This window comes from Reyranella sp. GW821-FHT14A01 (assembly GCF_058803965.1).
The window spans coordinates 101577-125752 of sequence record NZ_JBXAPM010000011.1 but is presented as its reverse complement, the minus strand read 5'-3'; the positions used below and the strand labels follow the sequence as shown (position 1 = coordinate 125752).

Annotated in this window: 26 protein-coding genes; 11 read left to right on the top strand and 15 right to left on the bottom strand. The window is 66.1% G+C overall.

Annotated features, from left to right (window positions below; all coding sequences use genetic code 11):
• Positions 1-18 precede the first annotated feature (18 nt).
• Positions 19-441, bottom strand: a complete 423-nt coding sequence (locus AC1ROX_RS20270; protein WP_493128439.1) for a DUF2852 domain-containing protein — start codon at positions 439-441, stop codon at positions 19-21.
• A 96-nt stretch (positions 442-537) separates the two neighbouring features.
• A complete protein-coding gene (locus AC1ROX_RS20265; protein ID WP_493128437.1) occupies positions 538-1176 on the bottom strand; it encodes a TetR/AcrR family transcriptional regulator in 639 nt (212 codons plus the stop codon).
• A gap of 137 nt (positions 1177-1313) precedes the next feature.
• Between AC1ROX_RS20265 and AC1ROX_RS20260 the strand changes: the two genes are divergently transcribed.
• Positions 1314-2300, top strand: a complete 987-nt coding sequence (locus AC1ROX_RS20260) for an endonuclease/exonuclease/phosphatase family protein (RefSeq protein WP_493128436.1) — start codon at positions 1314-1316, stop codon at positions 2298-2300.
• 3 nt (positions 2301-2303) lie between these two features.
• Here the strand turns inward: AC1ROX_RS20260 and AC1ROX_RS20255 are convergent, their stop codons facing one another.
• Positions 2304-3725: an MATE family efflux transporter gene (locus AC1ROX_RS20255; protein ID WP_493128434.1), complete on the bottom strand. Its 1422-nt coding sequence runs from the start codon at positions 3723-3725 to the stop codon at positions 2304-2306.
• Positions 3726-3887: 162 nt separating this feature from the next.
• Here AC1ROX_RS20255 and AC1ROX_RS20250 point away from each other — a divergent pair, with 162 nt between their 5' ends.
• Positions 3888-4313, top strand: a complete 426-nt coding sequence (locus tag AC1ROX_RS20250; protein ID WP_493128432.1) for a GNAT family N-acetyltransferase — start codon at positions 3888-3890, stop codon at positions 4311-4313.
• A 1-nt stretch (position 4314) separates the two neighbouring features.
• On the opposite strand, the gene AC1ROX_RS20245 is transcribed toward AC1ROX_RS20250, so the two are convergent.
• Entirely contained in the window at positions 4315-5832 is a 1518-nt protein-coding gene (locus AC1ROX_RS20245; RefSeq protein ID WP_493128430.1) for a UbiD family decarboxylase, read from the bottom strand.
• A gap of 30 nt (positions 5833-5862) precedes the next feature.
• Between AC1ROX_RS20245 and AC1ROX_RS20240 the strand changes: the two genes are divergently transcribed.
• Positions 5863-6585: a hypothetical protein gene (locus AC1ROX_RS20240; protein WP_493128428.1), complete on the top strand. Its 723-nt coding sequence runs from the start codon at positions 5863-5865 to the stop codon at positions 6583-6585.
• Between the two features lie 11 nt (positions 6586-6596).
• Here the strand turns inward: AC1ROX_RS20240 and AC1ROX_RS20235 are convergent, their stop codons facing one another.
• The 7 genes from AC1ROX_RS20235 to ubiA form a co-directional block, all read right to left on the bottom strand.
• Positions 6597-7256 carry a glutathione S-transferase family protein gene (locus AC1ROX_RS20235; RefSeq protein WP_493128426.1) on the bottom strand — a complete coding sequence of 220 codons (660 nt, stop codon included), beginning with the start codon at positions 7254-7256 and terminating at the stop codon, positions 6597-6599.
• 16 nt (positions 7257-7272) lie between these two features.
• Entirely contained in the window at positions 7273-8157 is an 885-nt protein-coding gene (locus AC1ROX_RS20230; RefSeq protein WP_493128424.1) for an HpcH/HpaI aldolase/citrate lyase family protein, read from the bottom strand.
• 23 nt (positions 8158-8180) lie between these two features.
• A complete protein-coding gene (locus AC1ROX_RS20225; RefSeq protein WP_493128423.1) occupies positions 8181-8636 on the bottom strand; it encodes a CreA family protein in 456 nt (151 codons plus the stop codon).
• Position 8637: 1 nt separating this feature from the next.
• Positions 8638-9555 (bottom strand): DMT family transporter, encoded by a 918-nt coding sequence (locus AC1ROX_RS20220; protein WP_493128421.1) that lies wholly within the window; start codon positions 9553-9555, stop codon positions 8638-8640.
• A 156-nt stretch (positions 9556-9711) separates the two neighbouring features.
• Positions 9712-10464 carry a hypothetical protein gene (locus AC1ROX_RS20215; RefSeq protein ID WP_493128419.1) on the bottom strand — a complete coding sequence of 251 codons (753 nt, stop codon included), beginning with the start codon at positions 10462-10464 and terminating at the stop codon, positions 9712-9714.
• A 70-nt stretch (positions 10465-10534) separates the two neighbouring features.
• Entirely contained in the window at positions 10535-11206 is a 672-nt protein-coding gene (locus AC1ROX_RS20210) for a class I SAM-dependent methyltransferase (protein WP_493128417.1), read from the bottom strand.
• Positions 11206-12129 carry a 4-hydroxybenzoate octaprenyltransferase gene (ubiA, locus tag AC1ROX_RS20205; protein ID WP_493128415.1) on the bottom strand — a complete coding sequence of 308 codons (924 nt, stop codon included), beginning with the start codon at positions 12127-12129 and terminating at the stop codon, positions 11206-11208. Before ubiA ends, AC1ROX_RS20210 begins: the two co-directional genes overlap by 1 nt.
• 60 nt (positions 12130-12189) lie before the next feature.
• Here ubiA and AC1ROX_RS20200 point away from each other — a divergent pair, with 60 nt between their 5' ends.
• The 6 genes from AC1ROX_RS20200 to AC1ROX_RS20175 all read left to right on the top strand — a co-directional run bounded on the left by AC1ROX_RS20200 (position 12190) and on the right by AC1ROX_RS20175 (position 17314).
• Positions 12190-12978: a 16S rRNA (uracil(1498)-N(3))-methyltransferase gene (locus AC1ROX_RS20200; RefSeq protein ID WP_493128413.1), complete on the top strand. Its 789-nt coding sequence runs from the start codon at positions 12190-12192 to the stop codon at positions 12976-12978.
• A gap of 144 nt (positions 12979-13122) precedes the next feature.
• Entirely contained in the window at positions 13123-14487 is a 1365-nt protein-coding gene (locus AC1ROX_RS20195; protein WP_493128411.1) for a glutamate--cysteine ligase, read from the top strand.
• Positions 14488-14501: 14 nt separating this feature from the next.
• Complete coding sequence (locus tag AC1ROX_RS20190) at positions 14502-15356, top strand: VOC family protein (RefSeq protein WP_493128409.1); 855 nt, start codon at positions 14502-14504, stop codon at positions 15354-15356.
• 20 nt (positions 15357-15376) lie between these two features.
• Positions 15377-15922, top strand: a complete 546-nt coding sequence (locus tag AC1ROX_RS20185; RefSeq protein ID WP_493128408.1) for a hypothetical protein — start codon at positions 15377-15379, stop codon at positions 15920-15922.
• A 1-nt stretch (position 15923) separates the two neighbouring features.
• Positions 15924-16910, top strand: coding sequence for a ketopantoate reductase family protein (locus AC1ROX_RS20180; protein ID WP_493128406.1), 987 nt, complete (start codon positions 15924-15926; stop codon positions 16908-16910).
• 2 nt (positions 16911-16912) lie between these two features.
• A complete protein-coding gene (locus AC1ROX_RS20175) occupies positions 16913-17314 on the top strand; it encodes a DUF1801 domain-containing protein (RefSeq protein ID WP_493128404.1) in 402 nt (133 codons plus the stop codon).
• A 125-nt stretch (positions 17315-17439) separates the two neighbouring features.
• Here AC1ROX_RS20175 and tldD read toward each other — a convergent pair whose 3' ends face one another.
• From tldD to AC1ROX_RS20160, 3 genes are all read right to left on the bottom strand, one after another.
• On the bottom strand, positions 17440-18801 hold the full coding sequence (gene tldD / locus AC1ROX_RS20170) for a metalloprotease TldD (RefSeq protein WP_493128763.1): 1362 nt from the start codon (positions 18799-18801) through the stop codon (positions 17440-17442).
• Positions 18802-18909: 108 nt separating this feature from the next.
• A complete protein-coding gene (locus tag AC1ROX_RS20165) occupies positions 18910-19881 on the bottom strand; it encodes a zinc-binding dehydrogenase (RefSeq protein WP_493128402.1) in 972 nt (323 codons plus the stop codon).
• Positions 19882-19940: 59 nt separating this feature from the next.
• Positions 19941-21482, bottom strand: coding sequence for an AMP-binding protein (locus AC1ROX_RS20160; protein ID WP_493128400.1), 1542 nt, complete (start codon positions 21480-21482; stop codon positions 19941-19943).
• 201 nt (positions 21483-21683) lie between these two features.
• Here AC1ROX_RS20160 and AC1ROX_RS20155 point away from each other — a divergent pair, with 201 nt between their 5' ends.
• A complete protein-coding gene (locus AC1ROX_RS20155) occupies positions 21684-22514 on the top strand; it encodes an alpha/beta fold hydrolase (protein ID WP_493128398.1) in 831 nt (276 codons plus the stop codon).
• A gap of 70 nt (positions 22515-22584) precedes the next feature.
• On the opposite strand, the gene AC1ROX_RS20150 is transcribed toward AC1ROX_RS20155, so the two are convergent.
• The gene (locus AC1ROX_RS20150; protein ID WP_493128396.1) at positions 22585-23289 is read right to left on the bottom strand and encodes a carbonic anhydrase; all 705 of its coding nucleotides are present in this window, start codon (positions 23287-23289) and stop codon (positions 22585-22587) included.
• A gap of 104 nt (positions 23290-23393) precedes the next feature.
• Between AC1ROX_RS20150 and AC1ROX_RS20145 the strand changes: the two genes are divergently transcribed.
• Positions 23394-24170: an SDR family NAD(P)-dependent oxidoreductase gene (locus AC1ROX_RS20145; protein WP_493128394.1), complete on the top strand. Its 777-nt coding sequence runs from the start codon at positions 23394-23396 to the stop codon at positions 24168-24170.
• Positions 24171-24176: the final 6 nt, after the last annotated feature.

Below are 24176 nucleotides of genomic sequence, written 5' to 3'. Positions count from 1 at the left end.
ACAGGCCTTGTCCTGAAGTTAGGCCGCAGTCGGGGCCGGCGGCGGCTCGGTCGCCGGACGGTTGCGACGGTCGGCCATGAACTGGTCGAACTCGGCGCGGTCCTTGGCGGCGCGCAGCTTGTCGAGGAAGTCGCGGAACTCGCGCTGTTCCTCGTCGAGGCGGTTCAGCGTCTCTTCGCGATATTCGTCGAAGGCAACGTTGCCGCTCGAGCTGGAACGGCCCCAGCCGCTGCGGCGCTTCCAGCCGCGGAATTCCTCACGGCACGAACGGCCGTCCGGCATGTTCCAGTGACCGTAGCGCTTCGAGCAAAACATGCGTCCACTCCCTTTGAGATAGATGAGCAGGGCCAGGCCAACCGGCCAGAACAGGATGAAGCTCAGCACCGTCAGGGCGATCCATGCCGGCTTGCCGAGGTCGTCTATTTTTTCGATCAGGCCCATACGGAGCCCCCTTTTGCTGATGTTAACGATGTGAATGTTAACGACATTTACATTGGGGTCGGCGACCCGGGGAGTCAAGGGCTGGCGGAAAAACTTTCAGCGCGGAGAGGGAAAACCCAGTCCCTGCAGGTAGATGAGGACTTCCGATTCCAGGAGTTCCTCGGCCGACATGGGCAGCGGGCGCCGCCCGGCATCGCCGCGACCGAACAGGGAGGCGATGCCGTGCGACATCGACCAGATGTGTAGGCTCATCATCAAGGCCGGCGGGCGCCCGGCGGCGGGCAGCAGGGTCACGAGCTGGTCGGCAGCGGCGCGCAGCACGGCAAAGGCGCGCTCCGACGCGGCGCGCAGCTCGGCATTGAGCTCGGGCGAGATGCCCGCTTCGAACATGGCGGCGTAGTAGGCGGGCTCGGACCGCGCGAAGGTGAGGTAGGCCTTGCCGATATTGTGGAAAGCCGTGATCGGGTCGGGTCGTCCATTGGCCCAGCCGGTCGACAGCATCGCGGCGAAGCGCTCGAAGCCCTCGCGCGCCACATCGGCCATCAGCGCGTCGCGGTCGCGGAAATGGCGGTAGGGCGCGGCCGGGCTGACGCCGGCGGAGCGCGCGGCATCGGCGAAGGTGAAGCCCGCCGGCCCCTTTTCCTTGATGAGCTCGCGGGCAGCCTTGATCAGCGCCTCACGCAGACTGCCGTGATGATACTTCCGCTCCTCGCCGTCGTTACGCTTCCAGCTCATGTTAAGGGAGTTTACATCGCCTTCCCCCCTCCATTCAAATGGCGAGGAAATGACAGGGGATATGCGGAGATGCGGCGTGTCCCGCGCCGCAAAACTTTCTACCCTGTATCTGCCTGAAAGCGAGAGCGGGGGCTCCCATGCATCATGGCGACGTGTCACCGGAAATTGCTGCCGGCCTGCTGGCCCTGAAAAAGCGCATCGCGGCGGCGGAGATCCCGTCCTCGAAGCTCGACGAGACGATCAACGTCGCCGTCTGGAACATCCGCGAATTCGGCAGGAAGCGGCGCACGGTGGCGGCGCTGCACTACATCGCCGAGATCCTGGGCCAGTTCGACCTGATCGCATTGGTCGAGCTGCGCGACAATCTCGAGGATTTCGGCAGGGTCTGCCAGTTCCTGGGCCCGAGCTGGGACCTCGTCTATTCCGACTGGATGTCCGATGCCGGCGGCAACCGCGAGCGCACCGGCTTCCTCTACGATCGCCGCGCCGTCACCTTCAACGGGCTGGCCGCCGAGGTCGACGCGCCGCGCGCCAAGAAGGACACCGAGTATCTCGCCAGCCAATCGTTCTGGCGGGCGCCCTATATGTGCTCGTTCCGCGCCGGCAATTTCGACTTCATCGCCATCGCCACCCATACGCGCTGGGGCGACAGTCTCGAAGGCCGCGAGGCTGAGCTCGGCATGCTGGCCGACTGGATCGACGATCGGCAGAACGACAAGTCGGTCGAGGATCATGACCTGATCGTGATGGGCGACTTCAACACGCCGAGCCTCGACGACAAGACCTTCAAGGCGCTGACGCGGCGCGGTTTGCAAGTGCCCGCTTCGCTGCTCGAGCTGAAATCGGGCGACGTCACGGTGAAGGGATCGAACCTCGGCAAGACGATGCGCTACGACCAGATCCTGCATCTGCCGACGGCGAAGAAGCGTTTCACCAATTTCGGCGGCACGCTCGACTTCCATGTCTCCGACGCGTCGATCAGGCAGCTCTTTCCGGGTCAAGAGATGACGCGCACCCAGTTTACCTATCAGCTCTCCGACCATTTCCCGGTCTGGGTGCAGATCAAGACCGACATCGACGGCGAGCGGCTGACGCAGATCGTACAGAACGCCAAGAAGGGCTGAGCCTCAGCGCGAAACCTCGCCGACCAGGATGTCTTCCGTCACCTTGCCGGCGATTTCTTCTTCCGGCTCGATCAGGCGCTTCTTCTTCCAGTCGCCCTTGGCATAGATGCAGAGCGTGATCAGCGCCGTCACGACATTGGAGATGGGCAGCGCCCACCAGATGCCCTGCTCGTGCAGGTCGGTGTGCTTGGAGAGCACGTAGGCCAGCGGGAACTGCACGACCCATTGCGACACCAAGGTCAGCATCATGGTCAGGACCATGTTGCCCGAGGCACGGAATACACCGGTCAGCGCGAACTGCAGGCCGAGGAAGCCCCAGGCGAGCGACATGATGCGCAGGAAGCCCGCGCCGGCGGCGATCACGGCGGGATCGCCCGGCACGAAGAAGGCCACGAGCTGCGGTGCGAACAGGAAGACCACGACTCCGAAGAAGCTGAGGCTGGCGAAGCCCAGCAGGGCGCCCAGCCGGCCGATCTGTGCCGCGCGCTCGATGTTGCCGGCGCCGATGTTCTGGCCGACCAGGGTCGAGATCGCCATCGACAGGCCCATCGCCGGCACCATGACGACCTGCAGGATGTTCGAGCCCACGCCATAGGCCGCGATCGTGAGCGTGCCGAAGCTCGCGATCAGGAAGGTCATGACCATGAGGCCGAGCGCCCGCGCCGACAGTTCGACGGACGCCGGAAGACCCAGGAAGAAGGCGCGCTTCACATAGGAAAAGTCGGGAATGAAGTCGCGCCGCCGCACATGGATGCCGTGCATGCCGAGCCGCAGGATGGCGATGCCGATGATGGCGGCGATAGCCTGCGTGACCAGCGTGGCGATGGCTGCGCCCATCACGCCGTAGCCCGGCACGGGACCCCAGCCGAAGATCAGCAGCGGGTCGAGCACGAAGTTCAGGAACACCGTGCCCAACACGATATAGACCGGCAGGGTCGGCCTGCCGATGCCGCGCATGATCGCCTGAAAGACGAAGAAGGTGAAATTGAAGACGATGCCGATGAACGACACGCGCATGAAGCCCAGCGCACCGGGATAGACGTCCGGGCCCACGCCCATCAGCCGCAGCAGCGCGGGTGAGGAGAAATAGCCGATCGTGCCCAGCACGATCGAGGCCAGCATGACCATCAGCAAGGTCTGGCCCGCGACATGCGCGACCATCTTGTCGTTACGCGCGCCGACATATTGCGCGATCAGGGTGGAGCCGGCGAGCGACAGGCCCGAGCCGATGGCGAAGGTGAGGAACAGCACCGGAAAGCTGATCGACACCGCGGCCACCGCCGCCCCGCCCAGCCGCCCGACCCAGAAGGCGTCGATGATCTGGTAGGCCGACTGCAGCACGTTCGCCGCCACGATCGGCACGGCAAGCGTCAGCAGCGAGCGGAGGATGGGTCCTTCGAGGAGGGCGTTCTTTGCGGGAGGCACGAGGCTACTTTAACAGCGCAATGAGACTTTTCTGCGAGCCTCAACGTCGGAGCGCCGGTTGGGCTCCCGTCACATCAAGTGCGGGAAATGTCCCTCGCTACAGGACGGCCCGTTAACGTCATCGAACTTGCTCGGCGTCGCGCCTTGTGGCTCTCTTCAAGCATGATGACTGCGTTCGAACTCCGCCCTGCCGCCAAAGCCGATTTCACCTTCTGCTGGCCGATCTATCGCGATGCCGTCCAGCCGCTCACGGCCAGCTGGAACGAGGCAGAACACCAGCGCCTCGTCGAGCGAGCGGTCGCCCACGCCGGCACCTCCATCTTGTGTTCGGACAAGGCCGACAAGGGCTGGATCGAGGTCGTGGAGAGCAAAGGGTCGGTTGAACTGAAGCAGTTCTTCATCCTGGCCGATGCGCTCGACGGCGGCCTTGGCACAAGCTTCCTGAGCTGGATGAAGGAACGGGCAGACCGCAAGCGCAAGGATCTCTTGCTCGACGTGCTGGCCGATAGCCCGGCACGCGCTCTTTGCGATCGCCTCGGCTTCAAGCCGGTCACGACCGCCGACAACAGGGTGACGATGCGCTACTAGCCTAGCGCCAGATCTTCTTGCCGCTGCCCGGCAATCCCAGTTCGCTCCACATCGCATCGACCTTCTCGATCACCGCCTGGTCCATGCGGATCTGCCGTCCCCATTCGCGGTTGCTCTCGCCGGGGAACTTGTCGGTCGCGTCGAGGCCGATCTTGGAGCCGAGGCCCGACACCGGGCTGGCGAAGTCGAGATAGTCGATCGGCGTGTTCTCGATCACCGTGATGTCGCGCGCCGGGTCCATGCGGGTCGAGAGCGCCCACATCACGTCCTTCCAGTTGCGCGCATCGATGTCGGCGTCCACGACGATCACCCACTTGGTGTACATGAACTGCCGCAGGTAGCTCCACACGCCCATCATCACGCGCTTGGCGTGGCCGGCATACGCCTTCTTCATCGACACAACGGCGATGCGATAGGAGCAACCTTCGGGCGGCAGCCAGAAGTCGACGATCTCGGGGAACTGCTGCTGGAAGAGGGGAATGAACACCTCGTTCAGCGCCTCGCCCAGCACCGAGGGTTCGTCGGGCGGACGGCCGGTGAAGGTCGAGAGGTAGATCGGCTTGCGCCGCATCGTGATGGCGCTGATCGTGAAGACCGGGAACTGCTCGACGCTGTTGTAGTAGCCGGTGTGGTCGCCGTAGGGGCCCTCGTCGCCATACTCGTCGAGGCTGACATGACCCTCGAGCACGATCTCGGCCTCGGCCGGCACCTTGAGCGGCACGGTCTTGCACTCGACCAGCTCGACCTTCTTGCCCCTGAGGAGGCCAGCGAACTGATACTCCGACAGCGTGTCGGGCACGGGCGTCACCGCCGCGAGGATCGTGCCGGGATCGGCGCCGATCACCACCGCGGCCGGCAGCGGCTCGCGCTTGCCGGACTTCTGCCAGCGCTGGTGATGTTGCGCGCCGCCGCGATGCTTCAGCCAGCGCATCAAGGTCGTGTTCCTGCCCGTCACCTGCAGGCGATAGATGCCGAGATTGAAACTGTCCTGCTTGTCGCCTTTGGGATTGGGGCCCTGCGTCACCACCAGCGGCCAGCTGATGAGCGGCGCCGGCTCGCCCGGCCAGCAGGTCTGGATGGGAAGCTTGGCGAGATCGATGTCGTCGCCGGTGAGCACGATCTCCTGGCAGGGCGCCGAGCCGACCGTCTTCGGCTTCATCGCCATGACGGTCCGCACCATCGGCAGCATCTCGAGCGCCTCGCGCCAGCCGCCCGGCGGCTCGGGTTGGCGCAGGAAAGCCAGCGTCTCGCCGACGCCGCGCAACTGGCCGGGTTCGCGATCCATGCCCCAGGCCACGCGCTCGACCGTGCCGAACAGGTTGACCAGCACCGGGATGTCGGAGCGCGTGCCGTCCGCGCGCACCACGTTCTCGAACAGCACCGCCGGGCCTTTCTCGGCCAGCAGGCGGGTCTGGATCTCGGTCATTTCCAGGTGCGGCGAGACCGGCGCGGTGACGCGCACGAGACGGCCGCTCTTCTCCAGCCGGTCGATGAAGTCGCGAAGCGAGGCGTAAGGCATGCTAGGGACGTCGTTTAGAGGGGCGGACCGATGAGATCAAACGGCATTCCGGCCGAGTTCGAGGACCTGCTGAGCCGTGCCGGCAAGCGCGTGCTGGCGGGCACGCATCCTTTGTGCGGAGCGCTGGCCAATCCGCGCACGCGCTTTCTCAGTGCCGGGGACCTGCTCGACCGCGCCAAGGCCGCGCGCGTCCGGCGCACGCTGGAGGCGGAGCTGCCGGACGTGCTGGAGCCGATCGAAAAGCCGATTCCGCCCGATACGATCTTCGAGATGACGCACGACTATGCCGAGCTGCTACCCAAGAGCAGCCGCGCCCGCACCATCTATTTCGAGGACCGCCGCGAGCCCGGCGTGAAGGCGGCTGAACGGATCGGCCTCGCCCGCATGATGCGGTCGCAAAGCTTCCGCGCCTTCGCCGAGGCGCTGTCGGGCCGCAAGCTCAAATCGGGCTGGGGCCTGCAGGTGCTGCGCTACGGGCCGGGCGACTATGCCGGACCGCACAACGACCATCATCCCGAGAACAAGGAAGCGGTCGGCGGCTATATCGACTTGCATCTCAGCCTGTGCAGTCCTGGGGTCGAGCACCAGTGGCTGGTCTACAGCCGCGCCGGCCATTTCAGCGAGATCGTGTCGGTGGCGCGACCGGCCACGGTGACCGCCTATCGCCTGCCGTTCTGGCACTACACCACGCCGCTGGTCGGCACGCCGAAGGCCGGCCGCTGGGTGCTGCTGGGGACGTTCCTGTATCGATAAGGTGAGGTGCGTTAGTCCCGGTCCGGGGCACCTAGCGGAAACAGCGGGCGGAACTGTCTCGCATCCTCGACGCAGCGCGCGAAGGAGGGCCTCGCCAGCAGGCGCGAGCGGTAGGCGCGGAGCACCGGATACGACACCGGAATCCGGTGCACCCAGTCGGCGTAGAACAGCGACGGCGCGGCGGCGCAGTCGGCCATCGTGAAATCGTCACCGGTGGCCCAGGTGCGGCCGGCCAGCTCATTGTCGAGCCAGGCATAGGAACGCTCCAGCTTCGCGATGGACTCGTCGTGACCCTCCTTGCGCTTGACCGGATCGCCGGTCAGTGCGCCATTCACTGCGATCTGCATCATGTTCATCACATGCAGGTCGAAGAACCGGTCGAGGAAGCGCACGTCGAGCGCCTTCATCGGAGCGGCGGGGATCAGGCGGACTGGACCGGGATGCGTGAGCTGCAGGTATTCGATGATGATGCTGGTTTCGACGACGGTGCGATCGCCATCCACCAGCAGCGGGAACTTGGCGATTGGCCAGCGCTTCAGCCATTCGCCGACATGCTCGGGCGTGTCCTGCCCGATGGCGCGGAACTCGAACGGCGTGCCGTTCTCGTAGAGCGCCATCAGGACCTTCTGCGTGTACGAGGAGAAGAAGTGGCCGTAGACCGCGAGCGACATGTCGGCGTTCCCTTGGTTAGCTGGCTTTCTTCCACGACGCCGCCCGCGCGAGCAGTCGCTCCGCGCGGATGACGATCGGCAGGTCGACCATGCTGCCCTCGAAGGCGACGGCGCCCTCGCCATTGGCCTTGGCGACCTCGAAGGCGGCGAGCAGGCGGCGGGCGCGGTCGAGCTCGGCGTCGGAGGCGCCGTACTCCTCGTTGATGATCGGCACGTGCGCGGGATGGATGCACGAGGCCGTGGTGAAGCCCAATTCGCGGCCGCGCTTCAGGCCGGCGCGATAGGAGTCCAGGTCGTCGATCTTGGCGAGCTGGCCCATCGAGCCCATCGGCAGGATGCCGGCGGCGCGGCAGGCCGCCAGCCCGTGCATGGCGAAGACGTACATGCTGTCGGCCGAGGGCGTGGCGCCCATGTCGGTCGCCATGTCCTCGCCGCCAACCGACATGCCGGCCATGCGCGGCTCGGCGGCGATGGCGAAGAGATGCGGCAGCGCCGCCGTCGTCTCGATCAGCACGAGGAAACGCGTGTGGCCGATCTCCATGCCGAGCTGCGTCTCGCGCTCGGTCACCAGCTCGGCCAGCAGACGCACATGTTCCGGCCCCATCACCTTGGGCAGCATCAGCGCCGAGACGCCGGGCATCACGGCGGCTTCGATGTCGGGCACGGCCAGTTCGAGCGGGCGGTTGATGCGGACCACCACGTCGGCACCGTTCTGCGCGACCCGCGGCACGGCGGCGGCGAGGGCAGCGCGGGCCTCTGCCTTCTTGGACGGGATGATCGAATCCTCGAGGTCGAGGATCAGCGCATCGGCGCCGCGTGTATGGGCCTTGGCGATGAAGCGCTCGGCCAGCACCGGCACGAACATCAGCGAGCGCCAGTTGGGCTGGGGACGGGTGGTCATTTCATTACTCTCCGGAGAAAAAGTCAGCGTAGGCCGACGGGCACGACGCTGATCGAGTTCTGGGGACTGCCCTCGATCACGCGGTCGGTATAGGTGAGATAAATCAGGGCGCGGCGCTTCGGGTCGTAGAAGCGGACGACCTGGGTGGTCTTGAAGATCAGCGAGGCGCGCTCGCTGAACACTTCGTGCGGGCTCTTGAGCTTCTCGGCCTTGTCGCCGTCGATCGGGCCGACCTGGTGGCAGGAGATCGAGGCGTAGGGCGGATCTTCCGCCAGGCCGACCATGCCCTTGAGGCCGCCGGTGCGGGCGCGCGCCAGATAGCAGGTGATGCCTGCGAGATCGGGATCATCGAAAGCCTCGACCACGATCTTGTCGTTGGGGCCCAGCCACTTGAAGCGGTAGCCGACCGAGCCGATTTCTTCCGCCGCAGCGGGAAGGGCGACGAGGAGGGCGAGGACGGTGAGGATCGCGCGGACCATGTCAGACTCCTTTGGTGGACGCAGGCGCAGGTGGGCGGGTTGCGAGGAACAAGCCGGGGAGCACCAGCATGGTTCCCATCAGATGATACCATTGCGGCGCTTCGCCGAGGACGATCCAGGCGAGGATGCCGACATAGAGCGGGCCGAGATACATCGACACGCTGGTGACCGAGGGCCCCAGCTCGCGCACGCAGTAGGCGAAGGCGCCGTAGGCGCCGACGCCGGGAATGATGGCCAGCACGATCCAGGCGAGCCAGGTGCGCCAGTCGGCAAGGTCCGGCGCCTGCCACAGCAGCGCCTCGCCAATCGTGAACGGCAGCAGCACGAGCGAACCGGCAAAGGAGATGGCGCAGAGCCGCGTCAGCGGATCGAGCGTGCTGGGACGGGCCTTCAGCAGCACCGAGTAGAGGCCCCAGCAGGCCGAGGCGGCGGCGATCCAGAGATCGCCCTCGGTGAACTGCACCGACAGGAGGTTTTCGATCCGGCCCTTGGCGAACACCGCCGCGACCCCGGCCAGGCAGAGCACGATGCCCGCGATGCGGCCCATGGTCAGCCGCTCGCCATAGAGCAGGCGGCCCAGCGCCACGACCAGGATGGGCGAGGCGGCATAGATCAGGCCGATGTTGAGGGCCGGCACGGAGCGCGCGCCGATATAGACCCAGGCGCCGCAGATCCACATGCCGATCGCGCCGAGTATGAACAGATCGCGCCATTCGCGGCCGAGCGCATGGCGATGGCGCACCAGGCGGGTCCAGACGAAGGGCAGCAGCAGCACGGCGACGAGGAACCACCGCCCCAGCGCCAGCGCATTCGGCGGCACGAACGTGGCATAGCGCGCGCCCAGCATGTTCACGGCGAACATCGCGGGCGTCAGCAGCAGCAGCGCCCAGGCGATGCGACGGCGGGTGAAGAACGACACGGCGGGGTTCTAGCACGACGCAGCCGGCACCGAGGAAGGATCCCTCGCTACGCTCGGGATGACACGGATACTGGGGGAAGCGCCGTGCCCTGCAAAAACGGTGTCATCCCGAGCGTAGCGAGGGATCCTTGAGCGGCCCTCGCGACAAACGACGCTTCAGGTCGGACGCAAACCGTCCTTGGGATACTCGCCGCCGGCGTCCTTGATGGCCTGCTTGTAATTCTTCTCGGAGTTGAAGGGCTCCATCTTCGGAAAATCCTTCGACTTGCCGGGGCGGATCTCGCCGGTCGAGGGAGTCACGATCAGCAGCTCGCCCTTGCGGCCGAGCAGCGGGATCTCGCGCTTCCAGCGCGAGAAGGTCCGCCGCGCCGTGGCCGAGAAGGTGACGTAGGTGTCGAACTCGTCCTTGTCCTTGATGAACAGCGCCTCGTAGGTGGCGACGAACTCCTCGACGAACTTGCGGTCGACGATCTCGAGGTTGGACATCATCCAGCAGCGGTCCTCGAACACCCAGTAGGTGCCGACGCCGACGAATTCCTTCTGACGCGTCAGGTAGGGATAGAAGGGAAAGCCGCGGCAGGCGATCGTGCGGTTGTCGCGCTCGCAGTGCCGCGCGCCCTTGCAGTGGATGGCCATGCAGTCGGAGGTCAGCTCCTCGACGATCATTCGGGTGGAATAGTCGTAAGGCTTGAACTTGGACCACAGGTCGGTGCGGGTCTTGAGCAGGTCCCATTCGACCTTGTGCACCACCGGTATGGCGTTCTGCGTCGAACAGCAGACCGGCTCGCCCTCGTTCAGGGGCGCGCACTTGCGGCCGCAATCGAAGCGCGAGACCGGCGCGTTGAAGCCGTCATACAGGCTCGCGAAATCGGCCGAGCTTATCTTTGATTTCTTGGTGGCAGGGGGCATGCTGATCTGTACCCCGATCCGTCTGTGAAAGAACAGTTACGGAATTATAACACGCTCTTGGAGGATAACCTCAGGAAACCGGCAGCACCCGCCAGACGACGGTCTCGCGCATGCCCCGGTTCTCGAGCTGCAATGAGGTCGGAATCTCGTAGCGGGCGCGTTCTTCCAGGCCCTGGGCGCTGAAATAGTTGCGGCCGGGGTCGCCCAGCAGGACCAGACGGCCCTTTGCAGCGTGACTGCGCAGCCAGCCCAGCGCGTGGACCGACATTTCGCGCTCGTAACAGACGTCGCCCGCGATCACCACGTCGGCCTCGGGGCTTCCTGGTGTGCCGGCCAGCCAGTCCTCGTTGCTCGTGTCGATGGACAGGCCGTTGGCCACCGCGTTGAGACGAGCTGCGACCAGCGAGAGCTTGTCGATGTCGTTGGCGATAACCGAGGCCGCGCCCGCACGCGCCGCAGCCATGGACGAGACGCCCGAGCCGGCCGCAAAATCGATCACGCGCTTGCCGGCCACCGTTTCCGGATTATCGAGGAGGTAGCGCGCGACCGCCTGGCCGCCCGGCCAGCAGAAGGCCCAGTAGGGTGGGTCGACGTTCTTTTCCTCCAGCCACGATTCAGTCGCCTGCCAGATCGGCACGTATTCGCTGGCCAGCCACAGCTTGAACTCGGGCACCATCGCCGGTGTTTCGAGCGCGGTGTTGGCGCGGATGAAGCCTTCGGAATCCTCGGGCACTCTCGACATCAGTGGACCTTGTCCACGACCAGGGCCAACAGCATCAGCCAGCCGACCAGCCGGTTGGACTTGAAGCGCATCAGGCAATCGGCCTGGTTGTCGGGTTTCAGCAACGCGATCTGCCAGACGAAGTGGGCGGCGATGCAGGCCAGCACCACGAAGTAGCCCGGCCCCAGCGGCGCCAGCAGGCCGGTCGCGGTCCACAGTGCGATGGCCAGCACGGCAAAAAGCGTGAGCCAGCGGCGCGGCGCGGCCGCAAAGCGGCGCGCCGTCGACTTCACGCCGACCACCGCATCGTCGCGCTGGTCCTGCATGGCGTAGATCGTGTCGTAGACCATCGTCCAGGCGACGCCGCCGAGATAGAGCGCGACGGTGGCCCAGGAGAGCGTCTCGGTGACGGCGGCGTATCCAACGAGAGCGCCCCAGTTGAAGGCGAACCCCAGCACCACCTGCGGCCAGGAGGTGACCTTCTTCATCGCCGGATAGATCGCGACCAGCAGCAGCGACAGCAGCGCGACGCCGCCCGCGAACTTGTTGAGCTTGAACAGCACGGCGGCGCCCACCGCACCCTGCAGCGCCATCCAGATCAGCGCATGGTGCAGCTTCAACTCGCCGGAGGGCAGCGGCCGGCCGCGCGTGCGCTCGACGCCGGCATCGACCTTGCGATCCACGATGTCGTTCCAGGTGCAGCCGGCGCCGCGCATGGCCAGCGCGCCGAGGGCAAACAGCGCCATCAGGCCGGCGAGCCGGCCCCAGTTGGGCGCGGCGGCCAGCGCCAGCGACCACCAGCAGGGAAAGAGCAGCAGCCAGATGCCGATCGGCCGGTCCCAGCGCGCCAGCCGCCCATAGGGCCGCGCCCACGGCGGCAGGAAGCGCAGCGTCCAGTGCGTGGTGTCGATATCGGTGAAGCCGGTTGTCCGTCCGGTGGTCATGGCGTCATCATGGGCGACATCATGCAGCTATGCGCGACAATGATCCATGAAGGCAAATAGATGAGTGCAGCACGTCTTTTCGTCGAGGCCGGGCTCGCCGCGGGCATCGAGGCCGCGCTCGACGACAACCAGGTTCATTACCTGAGGAATGTGATGCGTCGCCCCGACGGCGCGCCGCTGCTGTTGTTCAACGGCCGCGATGGCGAATGGCGCGGCACCTTGTCGTTCCGCGGTAAGAAGTCGGCCGTTGCCGAAGTGGGCGAGCGCACGCGCGAGCAGGTGCCGGAGCCCGACATCTGGCTGTGCTTCGCGCCGGTGAAGCGCGCGCGCATCGACTATATCGCCGAGAAGGCGACCGAGCTGGGGGTCTCCGTCCTGCAGCCGGTGGTGACGCGCCACACGGCGGTGGAGCGGGTCAATGTCGAGCGGCTGCGCGCCAATACGGTCGAGGCGGCGGAGCAGACCGAGCGTCTCACCGTGCCGGAGGTGCGCGAGCCGGTCGATCTCGGAAAACTGCTTGGCGGCTGGCCCGAGGGGCGGAGGCTCATGATGTGCGACGAGACCGGCGGCGGTCCGCCGATCGTCGAGGCTTTGTCGCAGCTCGACGAAGCGGCACGGTCGGCACCCTGGGCCATCGTGATCGGACCGGAGGGCGGCTTCGCCGAAGTCGAGCTGCAGGCGCTGCGTCGCATAAAGGATGTAACGTCGGTGGGCCTTGGTCCGCGTATCCTGCGGGCCGATACCGCGGCGCTGGCGGCGCTGGCATGCTGGCAGGCGCTGCTGGGCGATTGGCGGCGTCCGACACCGCGTCTCATCGGCGATTATCGCACGTCCAAGGGCGTCGTCTGAGCGCTTGCGCAGGCCCCCGGCGATGTGGGACAGAGCGAATCGAACAGGATGAACCAGACGCAGGCTCGCGTGAGGATTCCTCATGCGACCGCGCCGCTCCACCAGCCCTGACACGGCGCGGAGCGATCAGGGAGAGTTGATCGTATGTCCGCACCTCCGTCGGGCGGCGGCGCGCCGATCGAAAATCGGCGGCAGCTGATTGAGTATTTCGCGGCCGGTAACAAGCCTCGCGCGCAATGGCGAATGGGGACCGAGCATGAGAAGTTCGGCTACCACACCAAGACCCTGAAGCCGCTGGCCTATGACGGGCCGGATGGCATCCGCGCCATGCTCGAAGGGTTGACGCGCTTCGGCTGGGAGCCGGTTATCGAGGGCAACAACCCGATCGCGCTGCTGCGTGGAAAAGCCAGCATCACCCTGGAGCCGGGCGGCCAGTTCGAACTGTCGGGCGCGCCGCTCGAGACGCTGCACGAGGCGGCGGCCGAGAACGGCCAGCATATCGACGAGGTGAAGGAAGTTGCCGGCGAGATCGGCGCGTCGTTCATCGGCCTTGGCTTCGCGCCCGAATGGACGCGCGAGGACATGCACTGGATGCCCAAGGGCCGCTATAAGATCATGCGCGACTACATGCCCAAGGTCGGCAAGCTCGGCCTCGACATGATGCTGCGGACCTGCACCGTGCAGACCAATCTCGACTTCGACTCCGAAGCCGACATGGTGAAGAAGTTCCGCGTCTCGCTGGCGCTGCAGCCGATCGCCACGGCGCTGTTCGCCAACTCGCCCTTCAAGGAGGGCAAGGAGGCCGGCTTCAAGAGCTACCGCAGCCACATCTGGACCGACACCGATCCCGACCGTTGCGGCATGCTGCCCTTCGTGTTCGAGGACGGGTTCGGCTTCGAGCGCTACGTCGACTACATGCTCGATGTGCCGATGTACTTCGTCTATCGTGACGGCAAGTACATCGATGCGTCCGGTCAGAGCTTCCGCGACTTCCTGAAGGGCAAGCTGCCGGCGCGGCCGGGCGAGCTGCCCTCGATCAACGACTGGGCCGACCACATCACCACGGCCTTTCCCGAGGTGCGGCTGAAGCGCTACCTCGAGATGCGCGGCGCCGATTCCGGCCCGCTGGGTGCACTGAACGCGTTGCCGGCGCTGTGGGTCGGGCTGCTCTACGACCAGAGCGCGCTCGACGCCGCGTGGGACCTGGTAAAGGACTGGAGCACTGCCGACCACGACTTCCTGCGCGCCGAGACGCCGAAGTCGGGCCTTGCCACCCAGTTCCGCGGCCGTGTCCTGTCGGAGCTGGCGCGCGACGTCGTCGAAATCGCCCATGCCGGCCTGCGCGCCCGCAAGCAGCTCAATGCCGACGGTGCCGACGAGACCATGTACCTCGCGCCGCTCGACCGTGCCGTCGCCAGCGGCCAGGCACCGGCCGATGAACTCCTCGCCAAGTGGAACGGTGAGTGGAAAGGATCCTTCGCGGCGCTGTTCCGCGACTACGCCTACTGAGGTAAGGTCGGGCCATGCTCGACCGTTGCGACCGAGTCCAGATCGCCGTGCACGACGCCGCCAAGGCGGCGCAGCGCTTCGGCCAATTGCTCGGCAGCCAGGTGTCGCGGCACGACCATAGCCGCCATCTCTCGGCCAAGCGCACGATCCTCGCGGTCGGCGAGAGCGAGTTCGAACTCTGCGAGGCCGACGGTGCGGGCCTCACCCAGGATTTCCTCGGCAAGCGAGGCGAGGGGCTGATGACGGCGGGCTACTGCACCGCCGACCTCGACCGCATGGTAAAGCGCTGGGAAGGGCTCGGCATTCCCTACGATCTCGACAACGAGCAGCTCTATCTCTCGACCGAGGCGACCTTCGGCCTGCCGATTGTGATTTCCGAGAGCACATACCGGCCGCGGGTCGGCCCGGTGTCCTTCCTCTACGAGACGACCAACACGCTGATGAGCGACTGGCGCCGCGTCGCCGCGGTCTACGCTGGCCTGTTTGGGCTCGATCCCGCGCGCTTCAGCGAGATCGGCAGCGAGCGTTTCGGCTATATCGGCACGCTGACCCTGTTCGATCCGCCCAACCGGCTCGATCGCATCGAACTCAGCCAGGTCACCGACAACGTCCATTCGATGGGCCGTTACGCCCACAAGCACGGCGACTCGCTCTATATGTGTTACGTCGAGGTTCACGACTGGCCCAACGTCCGCCAGCGCCTGCTCGACGCCAATGCACGCTACACGCCGCGCGGCTCCGACCCCGTGACCGACCCCGACGGCGGCTGGATCCATCCGAAGGAACTGCACGGCGTGCTGCTTGGCGTCTCACGCACCGGGCTGGCCTGGGACTGGTCGGGCCGCGAAGAATTGGTGCCTCCCGTATGAGTTTGTTCAAGAGTATCGGCATGACCCGTCGTTCGTTTGTTTTCACGGCTCCGGCCCTGTCGGCGGTGCCGACGGTCGCATATGGCCAGCCGGCAGAATGGCAGACGGTGGTCGGACCCGACCTGCGCTTTCGGCTGGAGATGCCGACGCCGGTCAACAAGACCTCGGCGGCCGAGAAGGAAAAGGGCCATGCCGGCGAGAGGATCGCCTGGGCCTCCAAGCGCAACGACGAGATGTTCGACTTCGATTATGTCGACTATGAGCCCGGCTGGTTCTCGTCCAAGGACAGCAAGGCGATGGCGCGCGAGCTCGGACGTGGCGAGGCCGAAAAGGCTTTCCCGCGCGCCAAGTTCACCTATGTGCTCGACGAGCCGGTGACCCTGCAGGGTTGGGACGGCTACGCGCTCGATATCGCCGATCAGGAACATGCGCTGGTCATGATGCGCACCTACATCGTGAAGGACCGGCTCTATCGCCTGCTGGTCACGGCGAAGAACGACGTCGAGGCCAAGGCAGCGGCCAACCGCTTCCTCAGCTCGCTGCGATTTTCGGAGACTAGAAGTTAAGATGCGTATCTGTGTTTTCGGCGCCGGCGCGATCGGCGGCAACTATGCGACGCGCCTCGCGGCGGCCGGCAACGAGGTCTCGGTCGTGGCGCGCGGGCCTCATCTCGAGGCGATCCGTAAGAACGGACTCACACTGCTGACCGGCGACAAGACGATCGTCGCCAAGGTGAAGGCCAGCGACAAGCCGGCCGATCTTGGCCCGCAGGACGTGGTGATCTCGACCCTGAAGGCCTCCAGCCTCTCGGCGGTCGCTGACACTGTGGCGCCTCTACTGGGGCCGGACACGCCCGTCGTCTTCGCGCAGAACGGCATTCCCTGGTGGTACGGGCACGGACTCGGCAAGGATCGGCCCAAGGCGCCCGACCTGTCGCGCCTCGATCCTGGCGGCGCGCTGCTCAAGGCCGTCGGCTTCGACCGCACGCTGGGTGGCGTCATCACCTCGTCGAACCACGTGATCGAGCCCGGCGTGGTGCGCAACATCTCGCCCGACCGCAACGTGCTGTGGGTCGGCGAGCCCGACGACCGGCAGACGCCGCGCATCACCAAGCTGCGTGAGACTCTGATCGCCGCCGGCATCGCCTCGCCCTCGACGACCGACATCCGCTACGACATCTGGCACAAGCTGATGGCCAACTTCACCGGCTCGACGCTGTGCCTCATCCTGCGCCAGCCCACGACCATCCAGGCGACGCCGATGGTCAATCGTCTGGCGCGCCGCGCCCATGCCGAGGCGCTGGCCATCGCCGCCGCAAACGGCGTCGTGCTCGACGATTCGCCCGAGGTCCGCTACGGGCCCAAGCGCGTCTATCCCGACCACCGCCCGTCGATCCTGCAGGATTACGAAGGCGGCCGGCCGATGGAGGTCGAGGCGATCGTGCGCGCGCCGCTCGCCTTCGGGCGCAGCGCCGGCATCGACACGCCCACGCTCGACGCCATCGAATCGATCTGCGTCAGCCTCGCCGAATCGAAGCAGCTCTATCAGTCCTGAGCATGAGTGCCGCCGCGTCCGCCAACATCGACAAGCGCATCGCGGAGCTGGGCGATTGGCGTGGCGAAACGCTGGCCCGCGTGCGCAAGCTGATCCACGACGCCGATCCCGAGATCGTCGAAGAGTGGAAGTGGCGCGGCGTGCCGGTCTTCGAGCATGACGGCATCGTCTGCACCGGCGAGACTTACAAGCAGGTCGTGAAGCTCACCTTCGCGCGCGGTGCGGCCTTGCCGGATCCGAAGAAGCTGTTCAACTCCAGCCTCGACGGCAATGTCCGTCGCGCCATCGATATTCCCGAAGGCGGCAAGCTGAACGAGACGGCTTTCAAGGCCCTGATCCGCGCTGCTATCGCCGCTAACAAGGCAGCGCTGGCCGAGCGGGCTGCCAAAAAGAAGAAGCGGTAGTTCCTCCGCATCACACGACGCAAGGGTCCTTCGCTTCGCTCAGGATGACAACTTTTTCTGCATCAGCGCACTGCGCCAATCTCAGCAAAATTGTCATCCTGAGCGAAGCGAAGGACCTTTAAGGCTCAGGTCGCGGTGCCGCCCACCGTGAGGGCGTCGATGCGCAGGGTCGGCTGGCCGACGCCGACGGGGACGCCCTGGCCGTCCTTGCCGCAGGTGCCGATGCCAGGATCGAGCGACATGTCGTTGCCGACCATGCCGACACGGGTGAGCGCGTCGGAGCCGGCGCCGATCAGGGTCGCGCCCTTCACCGGGCGGCCGAGTTTGCCGTCCTCGATCAGGTAGCCCTCGGTCACGCTGAACACGAACTTGCCCGACACGATGTCGACCTGGCCGCCGCCGAAATTGGCGCAGTAGAGGCCTTTCTTCACCGAGCCGATGATCTCTTTGGGGTCCTTGTCGCCGCCCAGCATGAAGGTGTTGGTCATGCGCGGCATCGGCGCGTAGGCATGGCCCTGCCGGCGGCCGTTGCCGGTCGGCTTCACGCCCATCAGGCGGGCGTTCATGCGGTCCTGCATCAGGCCGACCAGGCGGCCGTTCTCGATCAGCACGTTGCGCTGGGTCGGCGTGCCCTCGTCGTCGATGGTGAGCGAGCCGCGGCGGTCGTTCAGGGTGCCGTCGTCGACCACGGTGACGCCCGGCGAGGCGATCATCTCGCCCATCAGGTGGCTGAACATCGAGGTCTTCTTGCGGTGGAAGTCGCCTTCCAGCCCATGCCCGACCGCCTCGTGCCACAGCACGCCCGACCAGCCGGCGCCCAGTACCACCGGCATCTCGCCAGCCGGCGCATCGATCGAGTCGAGGTTGACCAGCGCCTGGCGGATCGCCTCGTCGGCCTCCTTCTGCCAGTAGCCCGGCAGGAAGATGTCGCCATAGGCGGCGCGACGGCCGCTGCCGGTGCTGCCGGCTTCCATGCGCGTGCCGTCGGCGCAGACCACGCTGACGTTCAGCCGCACCAGTGGCCGCACGTCGGCGGCGCGCCAGCCGCCGGCGCGGATGATCTCCACGACCTGCCACGAGCCCGACAGCGAGACCGAGACCTGGCGCGCCTTGGGCTCCTTGGCGCGGACATAGGCGTCGATCTCCTGCATCAGCGCGACCTTCTGGGCGAAGGGCACGCCGTCGATCGGATTGTCGTCGGCATAGAGAAGGTGGTTGGTGCCGCGCGGCGACTCGTCGGACTTGCCGCCGCGGCCCGCACGCACGGTCTTCACCGTCTCGGTTGCCCGCTTCAGCGCCTGCTCGTCGAGCGCCGAGGCGTGCGCGAAGCCGGTCACGTCGCCCGCCACGGAGCGCAAGCCGAAGCCCTGCGAGGTGTCGAACGACGCGCTCTTCAGCTTGCCGTCGTCGAACGACAGGCTCTCGCTCTGGACATATTCGAGGAACAGCTCGCCGTCGTCGGTGCCGGCCAGCGCATCGTCGACCATCTTGGTCGTCTTGCGCTGGTCGAGGCCGCCCTTGCCGAAGAAAAGATTATCGGCGGTGGCGAGATGGTTGATCGACTTGCTCATTGCGGACCTGCCTTTTTCTCGCCCTCAGACGACGAGGACGATCTTGCCAAAATGGGCATTAGCCTTCATGTGCGCAAGCGCGGCGGCGGCCTCGGACAGGGGGAAGGTCTTGTCGATCGGCAGGCTGAGCTTGCCGTCCTCGATGGCCGGCCACAGGTCCTTGCGGGCGGCCTGCACGATATCGCGCACTTCCTCGGGGCTGCGGGTGCGGAAGGTGACGCCGATATAGTCGATGCGCTTCAGCGCGTGCAGGTCGAAGTTGAACTCGCCCTTCATGCCGCCCAGGCGTCCGACATTGACGATGCGGCCGAGGATGGCGGCGGCTTCCATGTTCTGGTTCATCACGCCGCCCGAGACCTGGTCGACGATCAGGTCGACGCCCTTGCCGCCGGTCGCTTCCTTGACCTTCTCCGGCCACTTCGGATCGCGCGTGTCGATGGCGACGTCGCAGCCGAACTCGCCGAGCCGCGCGCGGCGGGCGTCGTTGGTCGAGCTGCCGAGTACCACCGAGGCGCCCATGAACTTGGCGATCTGCATGCCCAGCAGGCCGACGCCCGAGCTGGCGCCCTGGATCAGCACCGTCTCGCCCTTCTTGAGGCGGCCGGCGCCGACCAGCGCATTGTGCATGGTCTGCACGGCAACCGGCATGCAGGCGGCCTGCTCGTAGCTCATGTTGTTGGCCGGAATCTTGTGCGCGCGGCCGGCGTCGGTGAGCGCATACTCGGCGAAGCCGCCGGCCGCCGAGCTCATGATCCTGTCGCCCGGCTTGAAGTCCTTGACGTCGGGACCGACCGCCTCGACCTCGCCGGCGCATTCCAGACCCACGATCGTGCCGGGGCCGCCGATGCGGCCGTGCGCATGGCCCGAGGCGACGGCAAGGTCGGCGCGGTTGAGCGATGCCGCCTTCACCTTGATCAGGATCTCGTTGCCCTTGGGCGCGGGCTTGGGGGCGTCGGTGTACTGGACGCCCTTCTCGGTGACGACGGCTGCCTTCATGGTGATCTCCCTAAAACTGTTGGACCACCCTTAGCACATCGGCAGAGGGCGGCGACCGTCTACGCGATCCTGCCGGCCATGCCCTGCCAGTAGCGGTCGCGCAGCAGGCGCTTGTAGAGCTTGCCGGTCGGGTGGCGCGGCAGCTCGGCTTCGAAGTCGACGCTGCGCGGGCACTTGAGGGGCGAGAGGTGCTGCTTGCAGTAGGCGATCAGCTCCTCGGCCAGCGCCGGACCGGCGTCGGCCATGTCGCGCGGCTGCACGACGGCCTTCACTTCCTCGCCGAAGTCGGCGTTGGGTACGCCGAACACGGCGCAGTCCATCACCTTGGGGTGGTTGATCAGCAGGTTCTCGCATTCCTGCGGGTAGATGTTGACCCCGCCGGAGATGATCATGAAGGCCTTGCGGTCGGTGAGGTGCAGGAAGCCGTCGGCATCTACGTAACCCACGTCGCCCAGCGTGCTCCATCCCTTGGGGTGGCGCGACTCGGCGGTCTTCTTCGGATCGTTGTGGTATTCGAACTGCCGCCCCTCGGCGAAGTACACCGTGCCGGGCTCGCCCGTGGGCAGCTCGTTGCCTTCATCGTCGCAGATCTTGAGCTTGCCGACGACGGGCCGGCCGACCGTGCCCTTGTGCGCCATCCATTCCTGGGAATTGCACATGGTGAGGCCGTTGCCTTCGGTGCCGCCGTAATATTCCCAGACGATCGGCCCCCACCACTCGATCATCGCTTCCTTGGTCGGGATGGGGCAGGGCGCGGCAGCGTGGATCGCGCATTTCAGCGACGAGACGTCGTACTGTGCCCGCACTTCTTCGGGCAGCTTGAGGAAGCGCACGAACATGGTCGGCACGACCTGGGTGTGCGTGATCCTGTGCTTCTGGATCAGCGACAGATAGTCCTCGGCGTCGAACTGCTCCATGATCACCGTGGTACCGCCCAGCCGCATGACGCTCATGTTGAAGCGCAGCGGAGCCGCATGATAGAGCGGCGCCGGCGACAAATAGACGGTGTTGCTGTCGATGCCGTAGAGCTTGCGGCTGATCGCCAGCAAGGGATTGTCGAAGTCGATAGGCTGCTTCTCGACGACCGGCATCACGCCCTTGGGCCGTCCCGTCGTTCCCGACGAATAGAGCATGTCGTGGCCCGCCGTCTCGTCGGCGATCGGCGTCGCGGGAAAGCGCGCGACCGCTTCCTCCCAGGACTCGTAGCCCGGGATCGTGCCGCCGATCATGAAGCGGTGCGGGGCACCCTTCATCAGCGGCGCCAGCTCGGCGGCCTTGTCGGCCAGATACTTCGAGGTGACGAACAGCCGGGCGCCGCAATCGGTCACGATGTAGTCGACCTCGGCGGCGGTGAGACGCGAGCTGATGGCGGTGTAGATCAGGCCCGAACGCTGGGCGCCCCAGCAGATCTCGAAGAAGCGCGGGTTGTTCTCGAGGAAGATCGCGACATGGTCGCCGGCCTTGAGGCCGAGCGAGCGGAAGAGTTGCGCGATGCGGTTGGACTGCTCGTCGAGCTGTCGATAGGTCACCGTCGCGCCGCTGCCGGCCATGATGTAGGCAGGCTTGTCGGGATGGGTGCGAGCGTGATGGTAAGGATGCATGGCGGCGCATAAGAGCGGACCGTAAGGACGCTCGCAAGCGTTGTGCCCCGTTCCGCTCTTCGGCTTTGGCCGCGCTGCGCTGTCCCTGACTGAGAGGCCCACTGTACTTTGGTATAGGGCGCCGCCTGCTCATGTACGATGGCGGCGGCCAGCCTTCTGGGCCAACCTCCTGCGGCGTTCACAATCGCAATGGGACTTCACATGGCTTTCATCACGACCAAGGACGGAACCCAGATCTTCTTCAAGGATTGGGGGCCCAAGGATGCGCAGCCCATCGTATTCCATCATGGCTGGCCGCTCAGCGCGGACGACTGGGATGCCCAGATGCTCTTCTTCCTGGACAAGGGCTACCGGGTGATCGCCCATGATCGCCGCGGCCATGGCCGCTCGACGCAGACCGACACCGGCAACGAGATGGACACCTATGCCGCCGACGTCATCGAACTCGCCGACCACCTCGATCTGAAGACGGCCGTCCATATCGGCCATTCGACGGGCGGCGGCGAGGTGGCCCGCTATGTCGCGCGCTCGAAGCCGGGGCGTGTCGCCAAGGCGGTCCTGGTCAGCGCCGTGCCACCGATCATGGTGAAGTCGGACAAGAACCCGAAGGGCCTGCCCCTCGAAGTGTTCGACGGCTTGCGGGCTTCCCTCGCGGCGAACCGCGCGCAGTTCTATCTCGATGTCGCCAGCGGTCCGTTTTACGGCTTCAACCGCGAGGGCGCAAAGGTCCTGCCGGGCACGATCCAGAACTGGTGGCGGCAGGGCATGATCGGCGGCGCCAAGGCCCACTATGATTGCATCGCGGCCTTCTCGGCGACCGATTTCACCGAAGATCTGAAAGCGATCGCGGTGCCGACGCTCGTCATGCATGGTGACGATGACCAGATCGTCCCGATCGTCGCGGCGGCCGAGCTTTCGATCAAGCTTCTGAAGCACGGCACGCTCAAGGTCTACAAGGGTTACCCACACGGCATGCTGACCACGCATGCCGATGTGCTCAACCCGGACCTGCTCGCTTTCATCAAGGGCTAGAGTCGGTCGACCGGCATCGATGCAGGAGCCTTTCCCGCATCGATGCCACGACCCGGCCCTGAGCCGATCGTCAGACCATGACCACCTTGCCGGTGGGCAGGTCGTAGTAGGCGCCGACGACCTTGAGCTTACCGGCCGCGACCATGTCGTTCAGGATCGGCTTCTCGGTCTGCAGGCGGCGGACATTGGCCTGCACGTTGGCGACCACGGCGCGCTGGCGGAGGTCGTCGCCCGGCTTCGCGAGGACCGGCTCGATGCCGGGCTTCATGGCCCGGACCAGATCGGCAATGTGGCCGGGCAGGGTGTTGCCCTTCTGCAGTGCCTCGACAGTGGCATTCACCGCGCCGCAACTCGTGTGGCCCAGCACCATGATCACTTTGGTGCCCAGAACGGCGGCACCGTATTCGAGGCTGCCCAGCCCGTCGGGCGTGACGAAGTTGCCGGCGACGCGGACGGTGAAGATCTCGCCCGGCGCCTGGTCGAACGCCAGCTCCGGCGCGACACGCGAGTCCGCACAGCCGAGGATGGCGGCAAAGGGCGCCTGCCCTTGTGCGCGCGCGGCGCGGCCGGCCGAGAAATCACGCTCCGACATCTGGCCGGAGACATAGCGTGTGTTGCCTTCCATCAGCAGCGCGAGCGCCGCATCAGGTGTCGCGGCCGACCGCGACGGCTGGGCCATGGCCGCGCCCACCGACGCCGCGCCGATCGCGGCCGTGACCGCGAGGCCGCCCATTCCCGAAAACAGACCACGACGTGACAGACAGATGTTGCACATGACCCTCTCCCCCCAGATAGGCGATCAGCATACGTTCAACTTGATGGCGAGCAACCGGACTCGCTGCATAGCTCGGCGGGATGACGATGGCCTCTGGAGTTTCCATGTCTGCAAACGCGCTCGACCTTTTTCGCCTGACAAACCGTACCGCGCTGGTCACCGGGGCCCGCCGCGAGATCGGCCGGGCCATTGCACTCGCACTGAGCAGCGCCGGCGCGCGGCTGGCGATCCACCACGCCGACACCGGCGAGGAGCGGTCCGATGCCGCCGCGGTGGTGCGCGAGATCGAGCAGGCCGGCGGAACGGCGCGGGCCTTCGGGCAGGACTTTGCTCGGGATGACTCAGGCCATCTTCTGGCGGAAGCGGTCTCGGCCTGGTCGCCGGTCGATATCCTGGTGCTGAACGCCTCGATCGAACTGCCGGAGGCCTACGATGCGATCACGCGCGAGCGGTTCGACCGGCAGATCGCCGTCAACCTGCGCAGCCCGCTGGAACTGCTGCAGGACCTCGTCCCGCCCATGGGCCAACGCGGCTGGGGCCGCGTCGTCACCATCGGCAGCGTGCAGCAGGTCCGGCCGCATCCCCAGATGATGGTCTATGCCGGCACCAAGGCGGCGCAACTGAACTGGGCGTGGAATCTCGCGCGGCAGTTCGGCGGGCAGGGCGTCACGGTGAACAACCTGGCGCCCGGCGCCATCCTGACGGCGCGCAACCGCGCGCAGATGGCGACGGAAGGCGAGACGTTGGTGCAACGCATTCCGACCGGCCGGCTCGGCCAGCCGGGCGATCTCGTGGGCGCGGCCCTGCTGCTCTGCTCGGACGCTGGCGCCTACATCAACGGCGTCAATCTTTACGTCGATGGTGGCCGCTCGATCGCCTAGGATCGA

What these genes read in the sequence shown, in the direction of transcription:
- AC1ROX_RS20245 (WP_493128430.1), bottom strand. Translation starts at nt 5,832, where the DNA reads ATGCCTTACGCCTCGCTTCGCGACTTCATCGACCGGCTGGAGAAGAGC.
- tldD (WP_493128763.1), bottom strand. Translation starts at nt 18,801, where the DNA reads ATGGTCGACGATGCGCTGGCCGGCACCGACGACGGCGAGCTGTTCCTC.
- AC1ROX_RS20265 (WP_493128437.1), bottom strand. Translation starts at nt 1,176, where the DNA reads ATGAGCTGGAAGCGTAACGACGGCGAGGAGCGGAAGTATCATCACGGC.
- AC1ROX_RS20175 (WP_493128404.1), top strand. Translation starts at nt 16,913, where the DNA reads ATGAGTGCCGCCGCGTCCGCCAACATCGACAAGCGCATCGCGGAGCTG.
- AC1ROX_RS20200 (WP_493128413.1), top strand. Translation starts at nt 12,190, where the DNA reads ATGAGTGCAGCACGTCTTTTCGTCGAGGCCGGGCTCGCCGCGGGCATC.
- AC1ROX_RS20155 (WP_493128398.1), top strand. Translation starts at nt 21,684, where the DNA reads ATGGCTTTCATCACGACCAAGGACGGAACCCAGATCTTCTTCAAGGAT.
- AC1ROX_RS20215 (WP_493128419.1), bottom strand. Translation starts at nt 10,464, where the DNA reads ATGCCCCCTGCCACCAAGAAATCAAAGATAAGCTCGGCCGATTTCGCG.
- AC1ROX_RS20180 (WP_493128406.1), top strand. Translation starts at nt 15,924, where the DNA reads ATGCGTATCTGTGTTTTCGGCGCCGGCGCGATCGGCGGCAACTATGCG.
- AC1ROX_RS20160 (WP_493128400.1), bottom strand. Translation starts at nt 21,482, where the DNA reads ATGCATCCTTACCATCACGCTCGCACCCATCCCGACAAGCCTGCCTAC.
- AC1ROX_RS20250 (WP_493128432.1), top strand. Translation starts at nt 3,888, where the DNA reads ATGATGACTGCGTTCGAACTCCGCCCTGCCGCCAAAGCCGATTTCACC.
- AC1ROX_RS20190 (WP_493128409.1), top strand. Translation starts at nt 14,502, where the DNA reads ATGCTCGACCGTTGCGACCGAGTCCAGATCGCCGTGCACGACGCCGCC.
- ubiA (WP_493128415.1), bottom strand. Translation starts at nt 12,129, where the DNA reads ATGACCACCGGACGGACAACCGGCTTCACCGATATCGACACCACGCAC.
- AC1ROX_RS20165 (WP_493128402.1), bottom strand. Translation starts at nt 19,881, where the DNA reads ATGAAGGCAGCCGTCGTCACCGAGAAGGGCGTCCAGTACACCGACGCC.
- AC1ROX_RS20210 (WP_493128417.1), bottom strand. Translation starts at nt 11,206, where the DNA reads ATGTCGAGAGTGCCCGAGGATTCCGAAGGCTTCATCCGCGCCAACACC.
- AC1ROX_RS20150 (WP_493128396.1), bottom strand. Translation starts at nt 23,289, where the DNA reads ATGTGCAACATCTGTCTGTCACGTCGTGGTCTGTTTTCGGGAATGGGC.
- AC1ROX_RS20230 (WP_493128424.1), bottom strand. Translation starts at nt 8,157, where the DNA reads ATGACCACCCGTCCCCAGCCCAACTGGCGCTCGCTGATGTTCGTGCCG.
- AC1ROX_RS20270 (WP_493128439.1), bottom strand. Translation starts at nt 441, where the DNA reads ATGGGCCTGATCGAAAAAATAGACGACCTCGGCAAGCCGGCATGGATC.
- AC1ROX_RS20195 (WP_493128411.1), top strand. Translation starts at nt 13,123, where the DNA reads ATGTCCGCACCTCCGTCGGGCGGCGGCGCGCCGATCGAAAATCGGCGG.
- AC1ROX_RS20235 (WP_493128426.1), bottom strand. Translation starts at nt 7,256, where the DNA reads ATGTCGCTCGCGGTCTACGGCCACTTCTTCTCCTCGTACACGCAGAAG.
- AC1ROX_RS20240 (WP_493128428.1), top strand. Translation starts at nt 5,863, where the DNA reads ATGAGATCAAACGGCATTCCGGCCGAGTTCGAGGACCTGCTGAGCCGT.
- AC1ROX_RS20260 (WP_493128436.1), top strand. Translation starts at nt 1,314, where the DNA reads ATGCATCATGGCGACGTGTCACCGGAAATTGCTGCCGGCCTGCTGGCC.
- AC1ROX_RS20145 (WP_493128394.1), top strand. Translation starts at nt 23,394, where the DNA reads ATGTCTGCAAACGCGCTCGACCTTTTTCGCCTGACAAACCGTACCGCG.
- AC1ROX_RS20185 (WP_493128408.1), top strand. Translation starts at nt 15,377, where the DNA reads ATGACCCGTCGTTCGTTTGTTTTCACGGCTCCGGCCCTGTCGGCGGTG.
- AC1ROX_RS20225 (WP_493128423.1), bottom strand. Translation starts at nt 8,636, where the DNA reads ATGGTCCGCGCGATCCTCACCGTCCTCGCCCTCCTCGTCGCCCTTCCC.